The 19369-nt window shown below is 41.1% G+C and carries 14 protein-coding genes and 2 tRNA genes; 5 read left to right on the top strand and 11 right to left on the bottom strand.

The window, feature by feature from the left end; genetic code table 11:
- Window positions 1-225: 225 nt before the first annotated feature.
- The 4 genes from AC1M83_RS03905 to glyQ form a co-directional block, all read right to left on the bottom strand.
- Complete coding sequence (locus AC1M83_RS03905) at window positions 226-615, bottom strand: hypothetical protein (RefSeq protein WP_481590077.1); 390 nt, start codon at window positions 613-615, stop codon at window positions 226-228.
- 85 nt (window positions 616-700) lie between these two features.
- The gene (locus AC1M83_RS03900) at window positions 701-1789 is read right to left on the bottom strand and encodes a YaaC family protein (protein WP_481590076.1); all 1089 of its coding nucleotides are present in this window, start codon (window positions 1787-1789) and stop codon (window positions 701-703) included.
- A gap of 66 nt (window positions 1790-1855) precedes the next feature.
- Window positions 1856-3925: a glycine--tRNA ligase subunit beta gene (glyS, locus tag AC1M83_RS03895; protein WP_481590075.1), complete on the bottom strand. Its 2070-nt coding sequence runs from the start codon at window positions 3923-3925 to the stop codon at window positions 1856-1858.
- On the bottom strand, window positions 3925-4902 hold the full coding sequence (glyQ, locus tag AC1M83_RS03890) for a glycine--tRNA ligase subunit alpha (RefSeq protein ID WP_035264216.1): 978 nt from the start codon (window positions 4900-4902) through the stop codon (window positions 3925-3927). Before glyQ ends, glyS begins: the two co-directional genes overlap by 1 nt.
- A gap of 314 nt (window positions 4903-5216) precedes the next feature.
- On the opposite strand from glyQ, the gene AC1M83_RS03885 reads away from it, so the two are divergent.
- Both AC1M83_RS03885 and AC1M83_RS03880 read left to right on the top strand, forming a co-directional pair.
- Window positions 5217-6044, top strand: coding sequence for a transglutaminase-like domain-containing protein (locus AC1M83_RS03885; RefSeq protein WP_481590074.1), 828 nt, complete (start codon window positions 5217-5219; stop codon window positions 6042-6044).
- 198 nt (window positions 6045-6242) lie between these two features.
- The gene (locus AC1M83_RS03880) at window positions 6243-7352 is read left to right on the top strand and encodes an HPP family protein (protein WP_035264211.1); all 1110 of its coding nucleotides are present in this window, start codon (window positions 6243-6245) and stop codon (window positions 7350-7352) included.
- Between the two features lie 68 nt (window positions 7353-7420).
- Here the strand turns inward: AC1M83_RS03880 and AC1M83_RS03875 are convergent, their stop codons facing one another.
- From AC1M83_RS03875 to AC1M83_RS03865, 3 genes are all read right to left on the bottom strand, one after another.
- Window positions 7421-8830, bottom strand: a complete 1410-nt coding sequence (locus AC1M83_RS03875; RefSeq protein WP_092766697.1) for an SLC13 family permease — start codon at window positions 8828-8830, stop codon at window positions 7421-7423.
- 97 nt (window positions 8831-8927) lie between these two features.
- Window positions 8928-9710 (bottom strand): sulfite exporter TauE/SafE family protein, encoded by a 783-nt coding sequence (locus AC1M83_RS03870; RefSeq protein WP_481590073.1) that lies wholly within the window; start codon window positions 9708-9710, stop codon window positions 8928-8930.
- A 147-nt stretch (window positions 9711-9857) separates the two neighbouring features.
- Window positions 9858-10121, bottom strand: a complete 264-nt coding sequence (locus tag AC1M83_RS03865; protein WP_481590072.1) for a PspC domain-containing protein — start codon at window positions 10119-10121, stop codon at window positions 9858-9860.
- A 270-nt stretch (window positions 10122-10391) separates the two neighbouring features.
- Between AC1M83_RS03865 and AC1M83_RS03860 the strand changes: the two genes are divergently transcribed.
- Window positions 10392-11003 carry a hypothetical protein gene (locus AC1M83_RS03860; RefSeq protein WP_092766699.1) on the top strand — a complete coding sequence of 204 codons (612 nt, stop codon included), beginning with the start codon at window positions 10392-10394 and terminating at the stop codon, window positions 11001-11003.
- A 91-nt stretch (window positions 11004-11094) separates the two neighbouring features.
- Here AC1M83_RS03860 and AC1M83_RS03855 read toward each other — a convergent pair.
- The 4 genes from AC1M83_RS03855 to AC1M83_RS03840 all read right to left on the bottom strand — a co-directional run bounded on the left by AC1M83_RS03855 (window position 11095) and on the right by AC1M83_RS03840 (window position 16816).
- A tRNA-Lys gene (locus AC1M83_RS03855) sits at window positions 11095-11170 on the bottom strand.
- An 18-nt stretch (window positions 11171-11188) separates the two neighbouring features.
- Window positions 11189-11264: transfer RNA gene (locus AC1M83_RS03850), tRNA-Lys, on the bottom strand.
- 130 nt (window positions 11265-11394) lie between these two features.
- Window positions 11395-13236 carry a long-chain-acyl-CoA synthetase gene (locus AC1M83_RS03845; RefSeq protein WP_481590071.1) on the bottom strand — a complete coding sequence of 614 codons (1842 nt, stop codon included), beginning with the start codon at window positions 13234-13236 and terminating at the stop codon, window positions 11395-11397.
- Between the two features lie 205 nt (window positions 13237-13441).
- Window positions 13442-16816 carry an Rne/Rng family ribonuclease gene (locus tag AC1M83_RS03840; RefSeq protein ID WP_481590070.1) on the bottom strand — a complete coding sequence of 1125 codons (3375 nt, stop codon included), beginning with the start codon at window positions 16814-16816 and terminating at the stop codon, window positions 13442-13444.
- Between the two features lie 758 nt (window positions 16817-17574).
- Here AC1M83_RS03840 and AC1M83_RS03835 point away from each other — a divergent pair.
- Window positions 17575-18540 (top strand): RluA family pseudouridine synthase, encoded by a 966-nt coding sequence (locus tag AC1M83_RS03835; protein ID WP_481588736.1) that lies wholly within the window; start codon window positions 17575-17577, stop codon window positions 18538-18540.
- A 126-nt stretch (window positions 18541-18666) separates the two neighbouring features.
- Entirely contained in the window at window positions 18667-19335 is a 669-nt protein-coding gene (locus tag AC1M83_RS03830; protein ID WP_092766702.1) for an HAD family hydrolase, read from the top strand.
- Window positions 19336-19369 lie beyond the last annotated feature (34 nt).

The following is a 19369-nucleotide window of genomic DNA, read 5'->3' as shown; positions in this document are numbered from 1 at the left end:
GGGTCAGTTTAAAAAATACAACTGTATATAAATTAATCATAATTTAGAAGATATTTCTTCTATCTGATTTCTAAAGAAAATTATAAATTGTGAGCATTTATGCCAATTAGGTACTGTGATTAAGAAATCATGAAGTAGCTTCATTCCAATTAAAAAAGCACAATTGGTTTTAGCCAATTGTGCTGTCGTAGTTTATGAGTGATCAGATGAATCGTTTTTAGCGTCTTAGAAATGTTCACACTGTTGAAGATTTTTCGCTTTAAAGTGGTTTTTTAGCACGTTGAAATTGGCTTGTTTCACCGAATCTTGAATATCAAACACGGTTTGTTTGTTTTCGACATCTGCATCTAAATTTGAATGAGCCGAAATCAGTTGCCCTCCTTGGAAGAACCAGTATTCAGTGGCTTTACCTGTTGCAAAGTTACCAGTGAATTCGATCAGGCAGTTATCTTTTTGTTTAATCAGTCGGGCTATGTTGTGTCTGGTTATGGGTTCTACGGCGATGTTTTTGTGTTGTTCTAGTACGATAGGGGCGTTAGGGTTTGATGGTGTAGTTGAGCAAGCAGTGATGATAAAAGCTATAAATAAACTACTAATAAGTCCTTTAAATTTCATCGCATTCTTTCTTGTTGAGTGTTGTTGTAATTGAGTATAGGGATTTGGAATAAAGATGACTACTTATTATGAGCACATAATTTTCTTATATCGTGCTCATAGGGGTTATGGATGAAAAAGGCATTACGCATTCTTTTTCTAATAAAATAGAACATAACTGAAATAAAAATTGATTAGGGGATAAATTAACAAATTCACTAACAATAGGTCTTAATGTACCTTCTAATAAGTCATTCGCTTCAGTAGGTCTATAGCGTGCAACGGTTCCAAGATAAAACATGCATAATAATGTATATGATAAATGTGGAAGTTTTGGAGAAGTAAGATCAACGTAATAACGATATCCCATACTCGTTAAAATTGGCTCTATATCAAAATCACAATATTCTTTTAATATGTTTTGATAAATTGTATTAATATTCTGTTGGTTAAAGGGTTTTTTCTTTATGGATCGAAATACTATTTTACCATCGCGTGGGTAACCATCTCTAAAATATGAGCGTCTATTACTTTTCAAAAATTTATTAGTATCGACTTTTGTTTTTTGTTCATTATCAATTATGACTTCTGTAAATAATTTATTACGATCAGAATTCGTTAAAATTTCTATGTGAACAGGAAGTAATTTTCGTTTAGATACAAGACCTAATCCATGACACAAGCTATGAATCTCGGGAATATTTTGAACAGCATCTTCGAATTTTATATTATCAATTTGAGAGATTTTTTTTCCTAGTAATTCTGAAAATCTTGAAAAAATATTAACGGCATTTTGAATGTTTGGTTTAACTTGAATTTCACCTTTAGTTCCCAGGGGCAGATTTAAACCATGATGTTCATGTACTGTTTCTAGTTCAATTTTTTTGTAGGATAAAAAGCATTTAACTAAATTAAGCATCCCATAGTAAAGAAGAGTGGCTCTAGTCGGTAATAAAATACTATTTGCAGCTTTATAAAATGATTCAGCTAGCGAGGAGAAGTAAAGCGCTCTTTCTAAAAAGAGTTTATTTTCTCCACGACTGTTCTTAATTTTTTGTTGAATATGAGAGTTGATCAATGACCAAGGATCACTTGTTAATACTTGTTGATCACCTGCGTTGAGGTTGGCAAAAGAAAAACGTAATTTATTATATTTAAATAAAGCTATTTCGCCTTTTTCTAATTGTTTACTCATTTTCAACTCAATAAAAAACCCGCTATCAAGATAGCGAGTTTTTTGAGCAATTACAATCTGTAACGATTAGTGCTGTAACACTGAAATATCAGCAACTTTCGTAAACAAGTCACGAAGTTGAGCAAGCATGCGTAAACGGTTCGCTTTTAATTCAGCATCATTTGCCATGACCATCACACCATCAAAGAATGCGTCAACTGGCGCACGAAGTGCAGCAAGTGCAGACAACGCAGCAGTGTAGTCTTTGGCAGCAAATAATGGCTCAACCACAGGCGTGATTTTCGCAAGTTCAGCGAACAATGCTTTCTCAGCATCTTCAACCAAGTTTGCTTCAACCACAGCGCCTTCAGGTGCAGCTTCTTTCGCAAGAATGTTTGCAACACGCTTATTCGCAGCAGCAAGCGCAGCCGCTTCAGGTAATGCACGGAAATGATTTACCGCATTTACACGCTTATCAAAATCAAGTGGTGATTTTGGTGACAACGCTTGAACCGCTTGAATCACATCTACAGCTACGCCTTGGTCTTCGTATTTCGCACGGTAACGACCTTCAAGGAATGCAACAGCATCATTTAGTGTCTTATCATGATCTTTCAATACATCGCCATAAGCAGCAAGTGCAAGTTTGATCAAATCTTCAATCGATACATCAAGCTCGTTTTCAGTCACTAGACGTAAAATACCAATCGCAGAACGACGCAGTGCAAACGGGTCTTTAGAACCTGTAGGTGCTTGACCAATACCAAAAATACCTGTGAGCGTATCTAAACGGTCAGCAAGGGCAATCGTTGTACCTGTCTTCGTTTTAGGTAAAACGTCACCTGCAAATTTAGGTAAATACTGCTCACCTAAAGACTCAGCAACTTCATCATTTTCGCCTTCAAGACGTGCGTAGTAAGTGCCTGCAATCCCTTGAAGTTCAGGGAATTCACCCACGAGTTCAGACGTTAAGTCACATTTTGCAAGAAGCGCAGCTTTTTCAGCGTCTTCCGCTTTTGCACCAGTGATAGGCGCGAGTGCTACAGCGAGTTTTGCAATACGTTCAGACTTGTTCCAAAGCGTACCCAATTCTGCTTGGAAGACCATGTTCGCCAATTTCTCTTTACGAGAAGCAAGCGGTTGTTTTTGGTCTTGTAAGAAGAAAAATTCAGCATCAGACAAACGTGGACGAACCACTTTCTCGTTACCTTCAATAATTTGTGTCGGGTCTTTCGACTCAATGTTTGACACAGTAATGAAGTATGGTTGAAGTTTATTGTCGCTGTTTACTAAGCAGAAGTACTTTTGGTTGTCCTGCATTGTTGTGATGAGTGCTTCTTGAGGAACAGCAAGGAAACGTTCTTCAAAGCTAGCACGAAGCGCAACTGGCCATTCAACCAATGCAGTCACTTCGTCACGAAGGTCACTTGGCACAATCGCAATTGCATTCACTTCATCAGCCAAGGCTTTGACTTGACCGTCAATGATTGCTTGACGCTCTTCAAAGTTTGCCACAACGTAAGCCTCTTTTAACTTCGCTAAGTATTCATCAGCGTGCGTTAAAGTAATTGCTTCAGGCGCATGGAAACGATGACCGAAAGTGACGTTACCTGCTTTGTGATCTTGAATTGTTGCATCAATCACGTCGTTGTCTTTTAACAACACAACCCATTTTACAGGACGTACAAATTCAGTACGGCTTGCAGCAGAACGCATACGTTTAGCGATTGGAAGGTTGTCTAAAGCTGCTTGTAAAATTTGCGGTAAAAGTACGTCTAGGCTTTGACCTTTCACATCTTTTAAGTAGCAAACTTTTTCAACTTTACCTGCTTGGAATGTCGATACTTGATCAACCGTAATGCCTTGACCACGCATAAAGCCTTCTAAAGCTTTCGTTGGGTTGCCTTCAGCATCAAACGCTGCTTGTTTCGCAGGGCCATCAAAACGTTTTTGCGTGTCAGCTTGCGCGCCATCAACGTTTACAATTTTAAGGGCAAGACGACGTGGTGCTGCATAAGCTTCTATAGAATCAAAAGCCAAGCCTGCATCTTTTAAGCCTTTTACAGTTTCAGCTTGTAGTGCATCACGCAATTTTTTAAGGCTTTTTGGTGGAAGTTCTTCACAACCTAATTCGAACAAAACGGTATGTTTAGACATTATTTGCTCTCCTCAGATTTTGCTTCTGCTTCAACTTGTGCCTTTAACTGTGCCAATACTTCATCACGTAGTGCTGGTTCTGCCATTGGGAAACCAAGTTCCGCACGTGCAGCCACATAAGCATTTGCAATTGAACGCGCCAATGTACGTACACGTAAAATATAACGCTGACGTTCAGTCACAGAAATCGCACCACGTGCATCGAGTAAGTTAAAGCTATGCGACGCTTTAACCACTTGCTCATACGCAGGAAGTGGAAGTTTTGCTTCGATTAAACGTGTTGCTTCAGTTTCATAGAAATCGAAGAGTTCAAACAGTTTATCAACAGGTGCGTATTCAAAATTATAAGTGGATTGTTCAACTTCATTTTGATGGAATACATCGCCATAAGTGACTGTACCGAACTGACCTTTGGTCCAAACCAAATCATATACAGAATCAACACCTTGCAAGTACATTGCAAGACGCTCTAAACCGTAGGTGATTTCGCCAGTTACAGGGTAGCACTCAACACCACCAACTTGTTGGAAGTAAGTAAACTGCGTCACTTCCATACCGTTAAGCCATACTTCCCAACCTAAGCCCCACGCGCCAAGCGTTGGAGATTCCCAGTTGTCTTCTACAAAACGAATGTCGTGTACTAAGGGATCAATTCCGATCGCTTTAAGCGAGTCAAGATACAACTGTTGGATGTTGTCTGGGTTTGGCTTAAGTACCACTTGGAATTGGTAGTAATGTTGCAAACGGTTTGGGTTTTCACCATAACGACCGTCTTTCGGACGACGTGAAGGTTGAACGTATGCAGCGTTCCAAGTTTCAGGCCCTAATGCGCGTAGGAAAGTTGCAGTGTGGAATGTACCTGCACCCATTTCCATGTCGTAAGGCTGTAACACGACGCAGCCTTGCTCCGCCCAGTAGTTTTGTAAGGCAAGAATTAAGCCTTGGAAGGTATCAATATGCGATATGGCGCGACTCATGGTCATCCACTTAAAATTAGAGAAAAATTGTGCTTGATTATAAGGATTTTACAGGGGAGTGGCAAAGGGTTAATACGCTGAAAATATTTTGGAAAAAATTAAAATGGTCTTGATTCATGCCAGATTTTGCGCGGCTTTGCTGCAATTTTATGCTAGATCAGCAATGGGGTGAGATCTAAAAATCAGGAATAAATCAGATGTATAGCATCCTGTTCACTGAAGCGCGATAAAGTTAAACTGATCTCATACGATTGCGGTCTTAGAATTAGTTAAATCTTCACACAATATAATAATGCCTAATAATAAGGAGCTTCATGACCACTTACCAAATTCAGTGTCATTTGAAATACAAGATTGTGCAACCTACCGAATTTATTTTTATGGTTCAGGTCGCCCATCATCCCGATCAGAATATTCTCGAAGAACAGCTCACCATGAATATGCCAGTCAAATGGCATGAATTTCGGGATGCTCAGCATCAAAACCGTCATATCCGGTTGCAACTCGAGCCTTGTGAGGCATTTGAACTGAATTATAGCGCGACAGTTACCCGTCAGCCGTGCATTCCTGTTGATCTGAGACAAAACCTGAATGAAGTCAAAATTCCAGACCTGCCAGATGAAGTACTACCTTATTTGCTGGCCAGCCGCTATTGCAATTCAGATTTATTACTAGAAATGGCGAAACGCTCATTTGGCTGGATGACACCCGGCTATACGCGTGTAAAAGCCATCGAACAGTGGATTTATAACAATATTTTTTATGTCTCTGACTGCTCTGACCAGTTTACGACTGCGACGGATGTACTGATCCACCGGGCGGGGGTATGCCGTGACTTTGCCCATTTAGGCATTGCGCTGTGCCGTGCTTTAGGAATTCCGGCACGCATGGTAGTCGGTTATGTGGAAATTGAAAAGTTTTTACCTGATTTTCATGCCATTTTTGAAGCCTATCTGGAAGGAGGATGGGTGCAGTTTGATCCGACCCGTTTAGCTCCAGTCGACGAGCTGATTCGCATTGGCACCGGGGTAGATGCCGGAGATGTGGCATTCTCAACCTATTATGGTCAGGTCGAGCTGCTTAAAATCGAGCCTCTGATTAAACCTGAATGCGATAGCGGCGCTGAGGCTAAAATTACCTGACATGAATGATCTTATTGAAAATCCTATGAGGAGTTGAACCGTAAAAGAGAACTAGATGGATGACTGTTGCCTGGAGAGAGACTTGGCTTTTTAAACAGCATCCATTTAAGTGTAATTAAAAGATATAAAATGAATACATCTTTAAAGCGACTAGTTTTATAATGCGCAAAATCTGTAAACATTAAAATCAGGCGCGCCGTGTTCCATTCCAATCTTGACTGGCTCAATACCTTAAAACCGAATTTTAAAGTTCTTCCACTCAAAGACCGTTTACTCTGCGGTATTGGGGCACTACTGGGTCTCACGGTATCGTCATTACTGAGTTTATGGATTCTGGGTGATTTTGAAGCCTGGTATATTGCGCCGATGGGGGCCTCATCTGTGCTGCTGTTTGCAGTTCCGGCCAGTCCCTTGGCACAGCCCTGGAATATTCTGGTAGGTAATACTATTGCTGCGGTAGTGGGTGTGACCTGTGCCTTGTTTATTGCCAGTCCGACTGAAGCTTTTAGTCTGGCGGTGGCCTTGGCCATTATCCTGATGATGACCACAGATTCCCTACATCCACCCAGTGGTGCTGTCGCCATTACGGCGGTACTCGGCGGCAATGCGGTCCATGAACTCGGCTATGCTTTCGTTTTCTATCCGGTGCTGCTGAATTCGATCTTATTGATGGTAATTGCGATCGTCTTTAATCGAATGATTGGCAAGCGTTATCCGCAGCAGGCGCAATTGAATACCCGTTCCAAAGATCCGACCCCGACCCAGAAAGTCACTATTCAGCCGCAAGATATTCAGGAAGTACTAGATCAGCAAACCGAGCTGCTGGACATTAGTGAATATGACCTGCAAAAGATTATTCTGGAAGCGCAGGACCGAGCCAATGCCCGTGCGGTCAACCAGTTTACTTGTCAGGACATTATGACCAAAGACGTGGTGACCTTGCATGCCAATGATGATATTCAGCATGCACTGGACAAGTTTAAGCAGATGAACCTGATGAGCCTGCCGGTGGTTAATGCGGAAGGCAAGCTGGTGGGAACGCTGGCCATGTATCAGGTGGTAGAATGGTTTAAACGTGCTGCAGATGTGCGCAGCAGCTGGGAACATCAGGTCAAACATATTATGACCCGCAAGGTAGTCACAGTGCAGCCATTGCAGCCGATTCAGGATCTGGTGCCCTATTTTGTGGAACGTTCTTTTAACTATATCCCGGTAGTGAGCGAGCAGCGTCTGGTCGGAATTATTAGCCGTGCAGATATTATCGCTGCCCTGAATCAGGAACTAAACCATTTTAAAATGAGAGCTTAAAACTGTTTTAGATTGTCCTAAAAAGCACCCAAGGGTGCTTTTTATTTGGAATCTGGATTTATTTAAACTTAGATAAAGAACCAGTAAATAAACAGGGAAACCAAGAAAATACACATGATATTCAGGACAAAGCCGACTTTCATCATTTCACTTTGTTGAATATGGCCAGTACCAAACACAATCGCATTCGGTGGTGTCGCAACAGGAAGCATAAATGCACAAGAAGCACCAATGCCGATCACAATAACTAAAATTTCCTTAGGCATGCCCATTTGATCGGCAATCGCTGCAAAGACTGGTACTAACAGTGCAGCAGATGCAGTGTTACTGGTGAATTCAGTCAAGAAGATAATGAACGTAGCGACAACGAAAATAATGAGGAGTGGGGAGGCATCACCAAAGGCATTGGCAAGCGTTTGACCAAGCACCAATGAACTGCCTGAATCTTTTAAAATTGCACTGAGGGTTAAACCACCGCCAAATAAAAATAAAACGCCCCAATCTGTATTTTCAGCAACTTGTTTCCATGTTGCAGTGCCGATAATCACGACCAAGCATGCTGCCAGAACAGCAATCCAAGTATCAGGTTGTGAAATACCAAAGTTCTCGGTCAGCTTTTTGCTGAAGATCCAAGCAATAGCCGTACAGACAAACAATACCATTGTTGCAATTCGAGTACCTGTCCAAGGGATATCCTCAGTCACAAATTGCACTTTATGATTGAGCTTAGGTCTAAGTACCAGATAAAGACTCAAGAGCATGGCAGGTAAAATAAGAAGCATCATCGGTAAACCGATTTTCATCCAATCTGCAAAATCATAGTCTAAAGCTTTTGCTGCAATTGCATTTGGTGGAGAGCCAACCATGGTCCCTAAGCCACCAATACTTGCAGAATAGGCAATACCTAACAGGATAAAAACAAATGTTTTTCGATCTCGACTGACATCTAAATGTGAAAGTAAACCAAGGGCAAGTGGAAGCATCATTGCTGCAGTCGCCGTATTTGAAATCCACATAGATAAAAGTGCTGTTACAGCAAAAATCGCTATTACAGAGATGCCGAGATGACCACCAGACATAGAGATGATCCACATCGCAATTTTTTTATCGAGCTTTTGAATATGCAGCGCGGTCGCTAATGCGAAGCCACCAAAAAATAAAAAAATCACAGGATCTGCAAATGTAGCTAATGCCGCTTGTGTTGTGATTGGTATAAGCTCATCGCCTTTAGCCATAGGCATCGCGAGAAGAACTGCGAGTACGGGTACCAATAGGGCGGTAATCGTGATGTGGATGGCCTCAGTCAGCCATAAAATGCCGATAAAGCAGAGTAATGCCAAACCTTTATTGGCATTTTCATCATAGGGTAAGACTTGATAGAGTCCATAAGAAATAAAAGCGGCGATCAATATCAACACCCAACCTTTGATGAGCCCTTTAGGCATCATGTTGGTTGGGGTCGCGAGTTGTTCCGTCATATTCGCTCCTTTTGAATGTCGCTATAGGTTTTATAGTTGCATGTATTAAACTTCTTAATTCTGAAGAATGAATATCCTTATCACTTTTCAAAATATACTATTTAAACAATGAAATCGATTGTTCTAATAAATTATAGCTTTGCCACAGGGCTTGAATACCGAGCAAAAGTAATAGGATCAATACTGTATTTTTAAAAAACTGTTGAGAGATGTGTTGCCTGATCAGTCCGCCGATCCATACCCCAAATATTGCAAAAACACAGATCAACATGACTAAAAGTTGTTGATGCTCATCAATATTGACCAAAATTGGGTAAAGTAGAAGGAGTTGTATCAATTTGCTGGCGATAAAGCTTAAATTACTCACGATCACAATATCGGTTTTACTCAGCTGACAGCTGAGTAAATACATCATTAGAAATGGTGCCATTGCATTGGTAGCACCACCGATAATGCCTGCTAACAGACCGAATATCAGCATATTGAGCACTGACGGGCTGACGGTGAATGAATGTTGTCGTAATTGATCAATCACATACAGCACCATCACCATGCCAAGTAAAAGCTTTAAATAACCTTCATTGAGCCACAATAAAAGTTTTACCCCAAGCAGACTGCCAACTAAGCTACTTAGAATAAGGGGGGAAAATCTTATGCTGTAGTGTTGAATGCTCTGCCATATTGAATACTGAGGGTGAGCAGTTAGCAGAATTAAATTTAAAATGAGGCAGGGAAGAATGACCAAAGTGACAGCGAGGCTGAGCGGGAGTTGAGTAGAGAGTACGGCGGTACTCATCATGGGAAAGCCGAAACCGCTCAGGCCATGTAATAATGCGGCCAGTGCGCATAGCCACAATACCATCCATTCCGACTGTGCCATTGATTGTCCATATTTGTTGTTTTGTTCAAGTTAGCGCTATTTTGAGAAAGATGCAAAATGAGAATAAAAAAAACACGATAATTGGGGGAAATTATCGTGTTGAAAAACTCACCCGAGGTTGTGTGGGTGATTGAGGGTAAACTCAAGTTAAAGCGGTGATCTGTCCTGATGTACAGTGCGCATTGGACGATCATAAGTATCTGAATGTTCGTGCTGAACTTTATTTTTTGGCATCACTAACCAAAGCACTAAGTACACTAAAATTCCTGGAAATGCAGCGCTCATCACGGACACTAGAACAAAAATAATTCGTAATAAATTCGCATTCCAACCAAAATGTTCAGCAATACCGCCCATCACACCAGCAATCATGTTAGAGCGGTTTGAGCGATATAAACCAACATTGGCCATTGAGTTCTCCTTTAGAACCTAAAATAGTCATGAAATAGACTTCGCAATTTCTCTTTAACGTTTGTCTATACATTTTATATGGAGAATAATTTTTAGTTTTAAAGGAGATTATTCACAAAATATCGTAATTTTATGTAATGAAAAAGATAAAACCTTGATGTGGTATAGGTTCTGGATAATTAGACAGAACATGCTAATACTTGTATATCCCTATTTTATAAGGATAATATTTTTATACATCGCAATTTATGAAATGGCTCAAGATATAAAATGATGAATTTAAATTTTAAAGTTCATTCAATCTCAATGTTCAGCATTATCGCCATCATGAATATTGCACTTGCAGCATGTAGCCAGAATGAATCGCCACACATTGAACACATCAACCAAATTCAGGAGTCGCATACGCCTGAGTCTTCTAACTCATTAACGAATGTCGCAGGTAAGGCACGGCCTCCAATTCAAGAGAAAGCGGATACAACACCGCAGTCTGTTGCTAAAGAATGGCAAAAATTTGTAGGTCGTTACCAAACCACGATGCAATGTGATGATGGCTTTGCTCGTTGTGATAAGGGAGAAGCTGAGTTTATTATCAATTTATTGGCTGATGGCACAGCTCATCGTATTTTTATGCATCGTGGTAAGGTTGAATTTACAACGCAACGTCAATATCGCCAAGATCGTTGGTTGTATGATCCGCATCACCATCAAATCATTATTTTGAGAGAGAGTGGGGTTCAGTTTTTTTACGATTTGGATGAGCAGGGTAATATGGTCATGGATCTTGATAAAATTGCCAATGCAACGCAAGTGAACCAAACTTTCTTTAAAGACAATCCGCTTCCGTCACGTGCATATACTTTGCAACGTCAAAAGCTTTAAAGATATAAGAATTGATACTTTATAAGGGTAGCTTGTATTATATTGCAGGCAATAAAAAAGCCTTTCAAGATGAAAGGCTTTTTTAAGAATCTGGTGGGTCGTCCGCGACTCGAACGCGGGACCAACGGATTAAAAGTCCGCTGCTCTACCAACTGAGCTAACGACCCATAGGGTTTCAAAATAAGTGGTGGGTCGTCCGCGACTCGAACGCGGGACCAACGGATTAAAAGTCCGCTGCTCTACCAACTGAGCTAACGACCCATCTCGTTTTGATGTTGCGTATTTTAGCAAGTTATTTGAGTAGCGCAAGTAAAAAATATAAAACTTTGTTACGTTTGGCTAGAAATGACACAATTTCGTGTTTTCTAGCCAAAAAACAATCGATTTTAGCTTAAAAACGATATTTATACTGTTCAATATTTTTCAGAATCTCTTCATTTAAATCGCAATATGCATCTTCATTTGGTAATAAAACCAAAATACGATCTGAAGTTTTGTCTGGAAAATAAGCTTCTTCCTTTAACTTACTCTTTTGATATTTAAATGTTCCTGTAGTTTCGAGTGTTTTCTGTACACGTAAGAACACTGGAACCGCATAGCTTGGCAAAGACTTCTTAAAGAACTGAGCCATATCGGATAAATCTTGCTCATTTAGTTCAGCACCTTCTGCTAAAGTGATGGCTGCCATACCTGCACGACCGTTAGTATTTGGAATCTCAACGCCGTATACCACTGCTTCTGTGATCTTTTCATAATCACTACAAATATTTTCAACTTCAGTTGTAGAGACATTCTCACCTTTCCAGCGGAAGGTATCACCGAGACGGTCAACAAATTGAGCATGGCGGCACCCGATATCTCGCACAAGGTCACCCGTGATGAAATAAGAATCTCCTTTGGTAAAAACATCATGCATGATCGAGGATTTATTCTTTTCTGGATCGGTATAACCATCAAATGGCGAGCGATTGGTAATTTTACCAATCAATAAGCCTGTTTCACCTTTTTTGACTTTAATACAATGACCTTTTGCATCACGAATAGGAGCCTCTTTTTCCTTGTCATATTGGATAATGGCATAAGGAATAGGAGAGAAACCTACGGTATTGTCGAAGTTTAAAATATTGGAAAAGCCGACATTGCCTTCACTTGAAGCATAAAGTTCGAGTACTTCTTCAATGCCAAAGCGATTTTTAAATTTATCCCAAATATTTGGACGCATGCCGTTACCAATCATCTTGGTGACGCGATGATTGCGATCTTGGTGTGATTCAGGTGCATCTAGAAGATAGCGACATAGCTCACCAACATAACCAATTGCTGATGCATTAAATTTTTGAACATCTTTCCAAAAAGAAGAGGTTGAGAACTTACGACGAATCGCTAGTGTCGAACTACCAGCAATTACACCACACCAGCACACTACCATGCCTGTAGCATGATAAAGCGGTAAAGTGACATACATAACGTCATCTTTATTTAGATTGAGGACATGACCATATGTGCCATACGCTAACATCCAACGACTATTGGTAAAGACTACGGCTTTTGGTAAACCTGTTGTGCCAGACGTATAGATGTAGAATAAGCCGTCAGCACCAGTCACCTTATGTGTTTCAGCTAGATTATCTTTAGATTCAGATAAAATTTCTTGTGCAAGATTATGATAGCCTTCAGGTGCTTGACCAGCATTTTGGCGTGTATTTTGATCAGCAAACCAATAGAGCTTATCTTTTGCGACAGTCAGTTGTTCGCGTACTTCATCGACAGCTTCACGGCATTCTTCACCGACAATTACGCCGATTGGTTTAACCAAATTAATACTATGGGTAAGTACCTTACCTGTTTGAGACGTATTGACGAGCGCTGAAACAACCCCAATTTTTGCAAGACCAATGACGGTGGCAATAAGTTCACTACGGTTTTCAACAATAACCGCAATCACATCACCTTTTTTTGCACCCTTAGTGATGTAGTAGTGTGCAATTTGGTTTGCCCAATCATTTAGTTGTTGGTAGGTATATTTCTGATCTTCACATAACAGCGCAATACCTTGAGGATTTTTTTGCGCTGCACGCTCAAAAGCGAGGGCAAGACCTGCTGGCGTTTTAGGAGTACGTAAATAAGCCTGTTTGAGCCCGACAAGAATATTTGGCAACTTCGTGACCAAATGTGGGAGTCGTGCTGCTACGTCTTTGATTCCAATGAGATCGTTTTGATAAGTCTGGCTCATACTGGTCCTATTTTTTGTGATATTCCGTTTAGTCTTTAATTTTTCGCAAGTTTTTTACTTGGTTTTGTCACTGAATATCTTATCCATTTTGAAAAATTGATCAATTCTGAACAGGATTTTTCAGTCAAAACTTTAAAGACCATAACAAAAAAACCTAGCCACCGTAATGACTAGGTTTGTCAAAAGCTAATGTAGTTTAAGCAAATTACTCAGCTGATGGGGTTGCTTTTTTTGGTGGGCGACCACGAGGGCGACGCGGACGAACAGGTTTGTCTTCTTCCTGCTGTTCTGCATCATCCTTATCTGCTTCAGCTTGTGCAGATTTATCCTCAGCACTTACGGCAACTTCCGCCACTTCAACTTTCGCAGTTTCTGCTTCTGTAGACGCAACTTCAGTTGATTCTGAAGATTTTTCTTCAGGTTGCTGTTGTGAAGAAGTTTGAACTTTTTCTTCAGTCTTCACTTCAGATTGAGTCACTTCAGCTGTCTGTGTTGCTGTTTCTTGATGTGCAACTTCAGATGTTGCATCAGCTGCTTGTGGAGCATCCGTAACAGGTGCTTCAACTTTCACGGCTTCTTGTGCTGCAACTTCTTCAAGGCGCGCTTGTTTTGCTTGCTCTGCTGCAAGTTTTGCAAGACGACGACGCTCACGTGGATCGTTTGCAACACGCTTATCAGACACTGGTTTTGGAGGTGTTAAGTCCAACACAGGTGCAGGCTCTTTTTCAGCTGGAGCTTGTTGAACAGCGACATCACGTGTTACTGGTTTTTTCTCAGTAGCAGGTTCAGCAGATTGAGTATTTAAACTCGCTGCATACTGTTCAGTGAACTTTTGCAATGCGCGATTGAAGGTTGGAATTAATCCAAACTGCTCAATCAATACAGAGCAATCCGCACCATAAACATGTTGAATTAAGCTTAAAACCGTATGTTGTGCTAAAGCTGGCACTTGTGAAGGGCGAAGCTTCGGCGCATCTGATTTTGCTTTCTGGTCATGTTGATGCTTGTTACGACGACGTTGACGTGGGTCGTTACTTGCACGTTGTGGTGCTTGTTGAGGTTTAACCTCAGCTTCAATGACAGGTTCATCAACCGTAATTTCCACTTGAGGTGCTGACACTTCAGCGTCTGTCACAACAGGTGCTGGAGCAGTTGCTACAGGTGCTGCTACTTCAGGCGTTAATGCAACAATCTCACTTTGTGCTTGATCAACATTAACCACTAACGCTGTTTTAAGCTCATCATTACGAGGTACATCAATTAAATCAACTTTAACTTGAGCTTCTGGAGCAACAGGTGCTGAAGATTGCTCTTGATTTAATACACTTTGATCGCGGTGACGATTTGGACGATTTGGACGTTGTGCATTACGGTCACGACGTGGGACAGCTTGTTCAGTTTGTGCTTCGAAAGCTGTCTCGTTTTGTTGAGGGCGCTTTTGATGACGTTTCTGATCACGCTGTTCTTGGCGTTGCTCATGACGGTTTTCATTGCGTGACTCATGACGATTGTCTTGACGTTGTTCATGGCGAGGTGCCTGTACAACTTCTTCAATCACATGTTGATCTGCGTTAACTTCGCGTGTGTCACGTTGCTTATTGCGATTTTTCTTGTTATGACGTTGTGGCCGCTCGTCTTTTTCAGCTTGACGTTCTTGGTCGCGTGTATCATTTTTCGCAACAGGCGTATGTGAAATATACGCATTTGTTTCAACTGGTGCAGATGCTTCAATTGCCACAGGTGTCACAGGTGCAATTTGACCGAATTGACCACGACTTACGGCACCACCGTTCACCATTTGTTCAATTGCAGCCGCTGCAGAATTGGCTGTACGAGATTGATCAATCGTACTCGCTTGTTTTTGAACAAACAGATTTTCTAACCATGCGCATGGGCTAGTTGCTGGAGCAGCTGCTGGTGCAGTTTTTTGCGCTACCGCAGGTTGTGTAGCATTTTGGTTATTTTTATGACGCTTATTGCCTTTTTCCTGCGTTACGGGGGCATGCGTAGGTGGAGCTGTATGCTCTTCTTCTAAGTGCCATTCTGAAGACTCATAACCCAACTCTTTTTCACTAGAACGAGTCGCTTCAGTACGTTCATAGCTGGTTGGTGCAAAGCCTTCCGGATTATACGAGATTTCGTAATGTGGCGTTTCTAAATGCGGGTGTGGGAGTACAGTCACACGTACATTTGAAGTTTGCTCCAAATACACGAGGCTATGACGTTTTTCATTGAGAAGGAATGCTGCAATTTCAACAGGAACTTCTACTTGAACTTCACCTTGACGCTCACGAAGTGCAATTTCTTCAACTTTACGCATGATCGAAAGTGAAAGAGAGCGTAAGTCACGAACCATACCTGTGCCATGACAACGTGGACATACATAGCCAGTCGCTTCTTCTAAAGAAGGGCGTAAACGTTGGCGACTCATTTCCATTAAGCCGAAACGAGACAATTGACCGAACTGGATACGTGCACGATCACTTTGAGTTGATTCACGCAGTTTCGCTTCAACCATACGTTGATTGCGTTCTTTGGTCATATCAATGAAGTCAATCACGACCAGACCACCGATATCACGTAAGCGAAGTTGGCGAGCGATCTCTTCTGCTGCTTCTAAGTTAGTACTAAGCGCAGTTTCCTCTACATCGTGACCACGAGTAGATTTTGCAGAGTTAATATCGATCGAAACCAATGCTTCTGTTTGGTCAATGACAATTGAACCACCAGAAGGAAGTTTCACTTCACGCTCGTAAGCTGTTTGAATTTGACTTTCGATACCAAAATGAGCAAATAAAGGCTCATTCAAAGTATATGTTTTTAACTTGTCTAATTGGTTCGGCATCACGGCTTTAACAAAGTTATAGGCTTCGTTATAAGCTTGTTCAGAATCAATTAAAATTTCTGCAACATCATCACGTAAATAGTCGCGAATTGCACGAGTAACTACACCAGCTTCCTGATGAACCAACATTGGAGAAGGGCCAGAATTTGCTGTACTTTGGATGCGTGCCCAAAGATCGAGAAGGTGCTGAAGATCAAGTTGAAGCTCTTCTTGTGAGCGACCAATCCCTGCAGTACGTACAATCACGCTCATCCCACGAGGTACATTTAAAGACGCCAACATTTCTTTCAATTCTTCACGAACTGAACCAGAAATTTGACGACTAATACCACCACCTTTCGGGTTGTTTGGCATTAAGACCAAGTAACGACCAGCAAGGGAAATAAAAGTTGAGAGAGCAGCGCCTTTGTTGCCACGTTCCTCTTTTTCAACTTGAACTAAAAGCTCAGTACCTTCAGTGATTAACTCACGAATGTTTGAAGTTTGACGAGGGTCAGCTTTGTAATATGAGTTTGCGATTTCACGCATTGAAAGGAAGCCTTGACGGCCTGCACCATATTCTACAAACACAGCTTCAAGAGATGGCTCAACGCGAGTCACATGACCTTTGTAGATATTGGCTTTCTTTTGTTCACGAGTACGATTTTCTAAATCGAAATCGTAAAGACGGTGACCAGTGATGAGTGCAACGCGAACTTCTTCGGCATGTGTTGCATTGATCAACATACGTTTCATGGGTGTAACACCTAATAGTGATACACAAGCAAAACATCGCGATTTACGTAGCGAACATCAACCCGCATGGATCAATTCCTAGATCACCATAATTAGATTGATCTAAGTGTATTACCGGCCTTTATTGATCGGCTTCGGTATTTTGATTCACGTATTGATGATGGCAATACGGCTTTAATCCTGTCACTGATTAAAGAAGCCTGAACATTCACTGGCGGACTAACGGTGCATTGGATGTTCGTTACTTTCACTGTCACATTGCTCGAAGATCATCTCTTCAATTTTTTGATAGAGTGTCTTGATACGGAATTATCGTCGTATCTTTACAAATTGTGCAGATCCAATGCATCTAACGTTATAGCCTGAATGAGAAATCAGGTTGCGACCATTCTGATGTGTATCAGTTAACGTTTAAAAACCAACATAATTTGTTGGCGACATATTTTTTTAAACAAACTGATTTATGTGCAAAAGCACAATTAAACGCAACAGTTTGTCTTTTTGCCGATATAATAAGCCTTCGGCGTTGGCATATTCTTTTGGGACCATTCCGAGTTTATGCTAAACAAAAATTTAGTTTGAATTTCAAAATTTTGAAATCTCTAAACAAATGTTCACTTACGGCGGTATCCGTGCGCTGACTATAGCAAACCTTAGATCATCTGCCTATGGGCTACACAGACATTTCTAGTCAATTGGGTAGTCTAAATGATCAGTTTTTAATCGAATTTAGTATTTTTTTAGGTCAACGTAACTGTATGAATTCTACGCAAGAATGGCAAAGCGTCACTTGGTTTGAAGTGGATGAGCACCAATTGGGGCAACGCATCGACAATTTTCTATTCGCTCGTCTTAAAGGAGTACCGAAAAGTCGAATCTATCGTTTAATTCGTGAAGGTCAGGTGCGGGTCAACAAAAAGCGTGTGAAAGCGGAAACTAAATTGAATATTGGCGATCAAATCCGTGTTGCACCGATTCGTTATGAACAAAAAGATGAATCTCAAGCTCCAGTATCAGACAAAGTCGCGCAGGGCTTGTTAAGCCGTGTGATTTATGAAGATGAAGGTCTTTTAGTGGTGAACAAACCTTCTGGGATTGCGGTGCACGGTGGAAGTGGTGTTGCGTATGGCTTAATTGAAGGCTTACGCGCAGCGACAGGGAAAAAATATTTAGAATTGATCCATCGTATTGACCGTGATACTTCAGGCTTGGTGATGATTTCTAAAAAGCGGAGCGTGTTAAAAACACTTCAAGATATGCTTCGTGAACACAAGATTCAAAAAACTTATGCTGCTGTGGTGAAAGGCCAAGTAACACTAGATTCCCAATTAATCGATGCACCATTACATCGCTATGAGCTAGCCAATGGTGAACGTCGAGTGCGTGTATCTAAAGAAGGAAAGCCTTCAAAAACCCAATGGAAGGTAGCAGAACGCTTTATGCATGCGTCACTCGTGTATGCATCACCGCTTTCTGGTCGTACACATCAAATTCGCGTACATGGACTCAGTATTGGTCATCCCTTGGTGGGTGATGAAAAGTACGGGCATGAGACGGAATATCGTGGACCTAAACCACGTCGTTTATGTTTACACGCAATGCGCTTAGAGATTCCAGGATATCCAGTAATTGAAGCACCCTTGCCTGAGGATATGCAAAGTTTGGTTGCACAACTTCGCGCACAAAAAGCGGATAAACCTGTAGTGCAGTCTCAACAAGACTGATTGCGTCTCAGTGGTTGTGTAAAGATTGAATCGTTGTGTCATGACGAGGTCATGCAACGATGGGATCTTAATATGTCACGATGATATTTAAGTGGCGTCTGCCCGATCAAAATTAGGATACAAAATATGACATCAGCGGTAAAACTCATTATTTTTGATTGGGATGGCACTTTGTTTGATTCAGTGGGTCAAATTGTTGAAAGTTTAAAATTTGCCGCTAAACAATTTAATCAACCTTTGACTGATGAGGATGCTAAAAGCATTATTGGCTTAGGATTGCCTGAAGTAGCGCAGGTTTTATTTCCTCAGGTTCCTGATTTACACGAGGCAATTTTACAGTCTTATTCAGCGCATTATGTTGAGCACTCGAAACATGATCGTTGGTTTGATGGTGTGGCTGAAATGTTGCATGATCTCAAAGAGTCTGGTATTCATTTGGCTGTTGCGACAGGAAAAAGTCGTAAGGGGCTAGATCGAGTACTGGGGCAAACTCAGAGTGTGAGTTTGTTTTCAGCGACACGTGCAGCCAGTGAAACAAAATCAAAACCAGATCCGTTGATGTTGGCTGAAATTTTAGCCGAAACTGGTTTTAATGCAGATCAAGCGATAATGGTAGGAGATACTTCATACGATCTTGAAATGGCATTGAATATTCGTATGCCAAGTGTAGGGGTGACGTATGGCGTTCATGTACCTGAGGTATTACAGCAATATCATCCACTTGCGGTCGTGGATTCCATTGATGAATTACATCAACTTTTAAAAAATTTGATTAATCAGTCAGTTGCTTGCTAAATCACATCGATAAAAAACCCGCTCAATTCAGCGG

The sequence above is a fragment of the Acinetobacter sp. 25-47-130 genome (genome assembly GCF_056779705.1).
Note: the sequence above shows the minus strand (reverse complement) of the source record. Positions and strands in the feature narration are given on the sequence as shown.

Bases quoted from the DNA above. Each gene is read 5' to 3' on its own strand.
- AC1M83_RS03905 (WP_481590077.1), bottom strand. From the start codon at position 615: ATGAAATTTAAAGGACTTATTAGTAGTTTATTTATAGCTTTTATCATC.
- AC1M83_RS03900 (WP_481590076.1), bottom strand. From the start codon at position 1,789: ATGAGTAAACAATTAGAAAAAGGCGAAATAGCTTTATTTAAATATAAT.
- glyS (WP_481590075.1), bottom strand. From the start codon at position 3,925: ATGTCTAAACATACCGTTTTGTTCGAATTAGGTTGTGAAGAACTTCCA.
- glyQ (WP_035264216.1), bottom strand. From the start codon at position 4,902: ATGAGTCGCGCCATATCGCATATTGATACCTTCCAAGGCTTAATTCTT.
- AC1M83_RS03885 (WP_481590074.1), top strand. From the start codon at position 5,217: ATGACCACTTACCAAATTCAGTGTCATTTGAAATACAAGATTGTGCAA.
- AC1M83_RS03875 (WP_092766697.1), bottom strand. From the start codon at position 8,830: ATGACGGAACAACTCGCGACCCCAACCAACATGATGCCTAAAGGGCTC.
- AC1M83_RS03870 (WP_481590073.1), bottom strand. From the start codon at position 9,710: ATGGCACAGTCGGAATGGATGGTATTGTGGCTATGCGCACTGGCCGCA.
- AC1M83_RS03865 (WP_481590072.1), bottom strand. From the start codon at position 10,121: ATGGCCAATGTTGGTTTATATCGCTCAAACCGCTCTAACATGATTGCT.
- AC1M83_RS03860 (WP_092766699.1), top strand. From the start codon at position 10,392: ATGATGAATTTAAATTTTAAAGTTCATTCAATCTCAATGTTCAGCATT.
- AC1M83_RS03845 (WP_481590071.1), bottom strand. From the start codon at position 13,236: ATGAGCCAGACTTATCAAAACGATCTCATTGGAATCAAAGACGTAGCA.
- AC1M83_RS03840 (WP_481590070.1), bottom strand. From the start codon at position 16,816: ATGAAACGTATGTTGATCAATGCAACACATGCCGAAGAAGTTCGCGTT.
- AC1M83_RS03835 (WP_481588736.1), top strand. From the start codon at position 17,575: ATGAATTCTACGCAAGAATGGCAAAGCGTCACTTGGTTTGAAGTGGAT.
- AC1M83_RS03830 (WP_092766702.1), top strand. From the start codon at position 18,667: ATGACATCAGCGGTAAAACTCATTATTTTTGATTGGGATGGCACTTTG.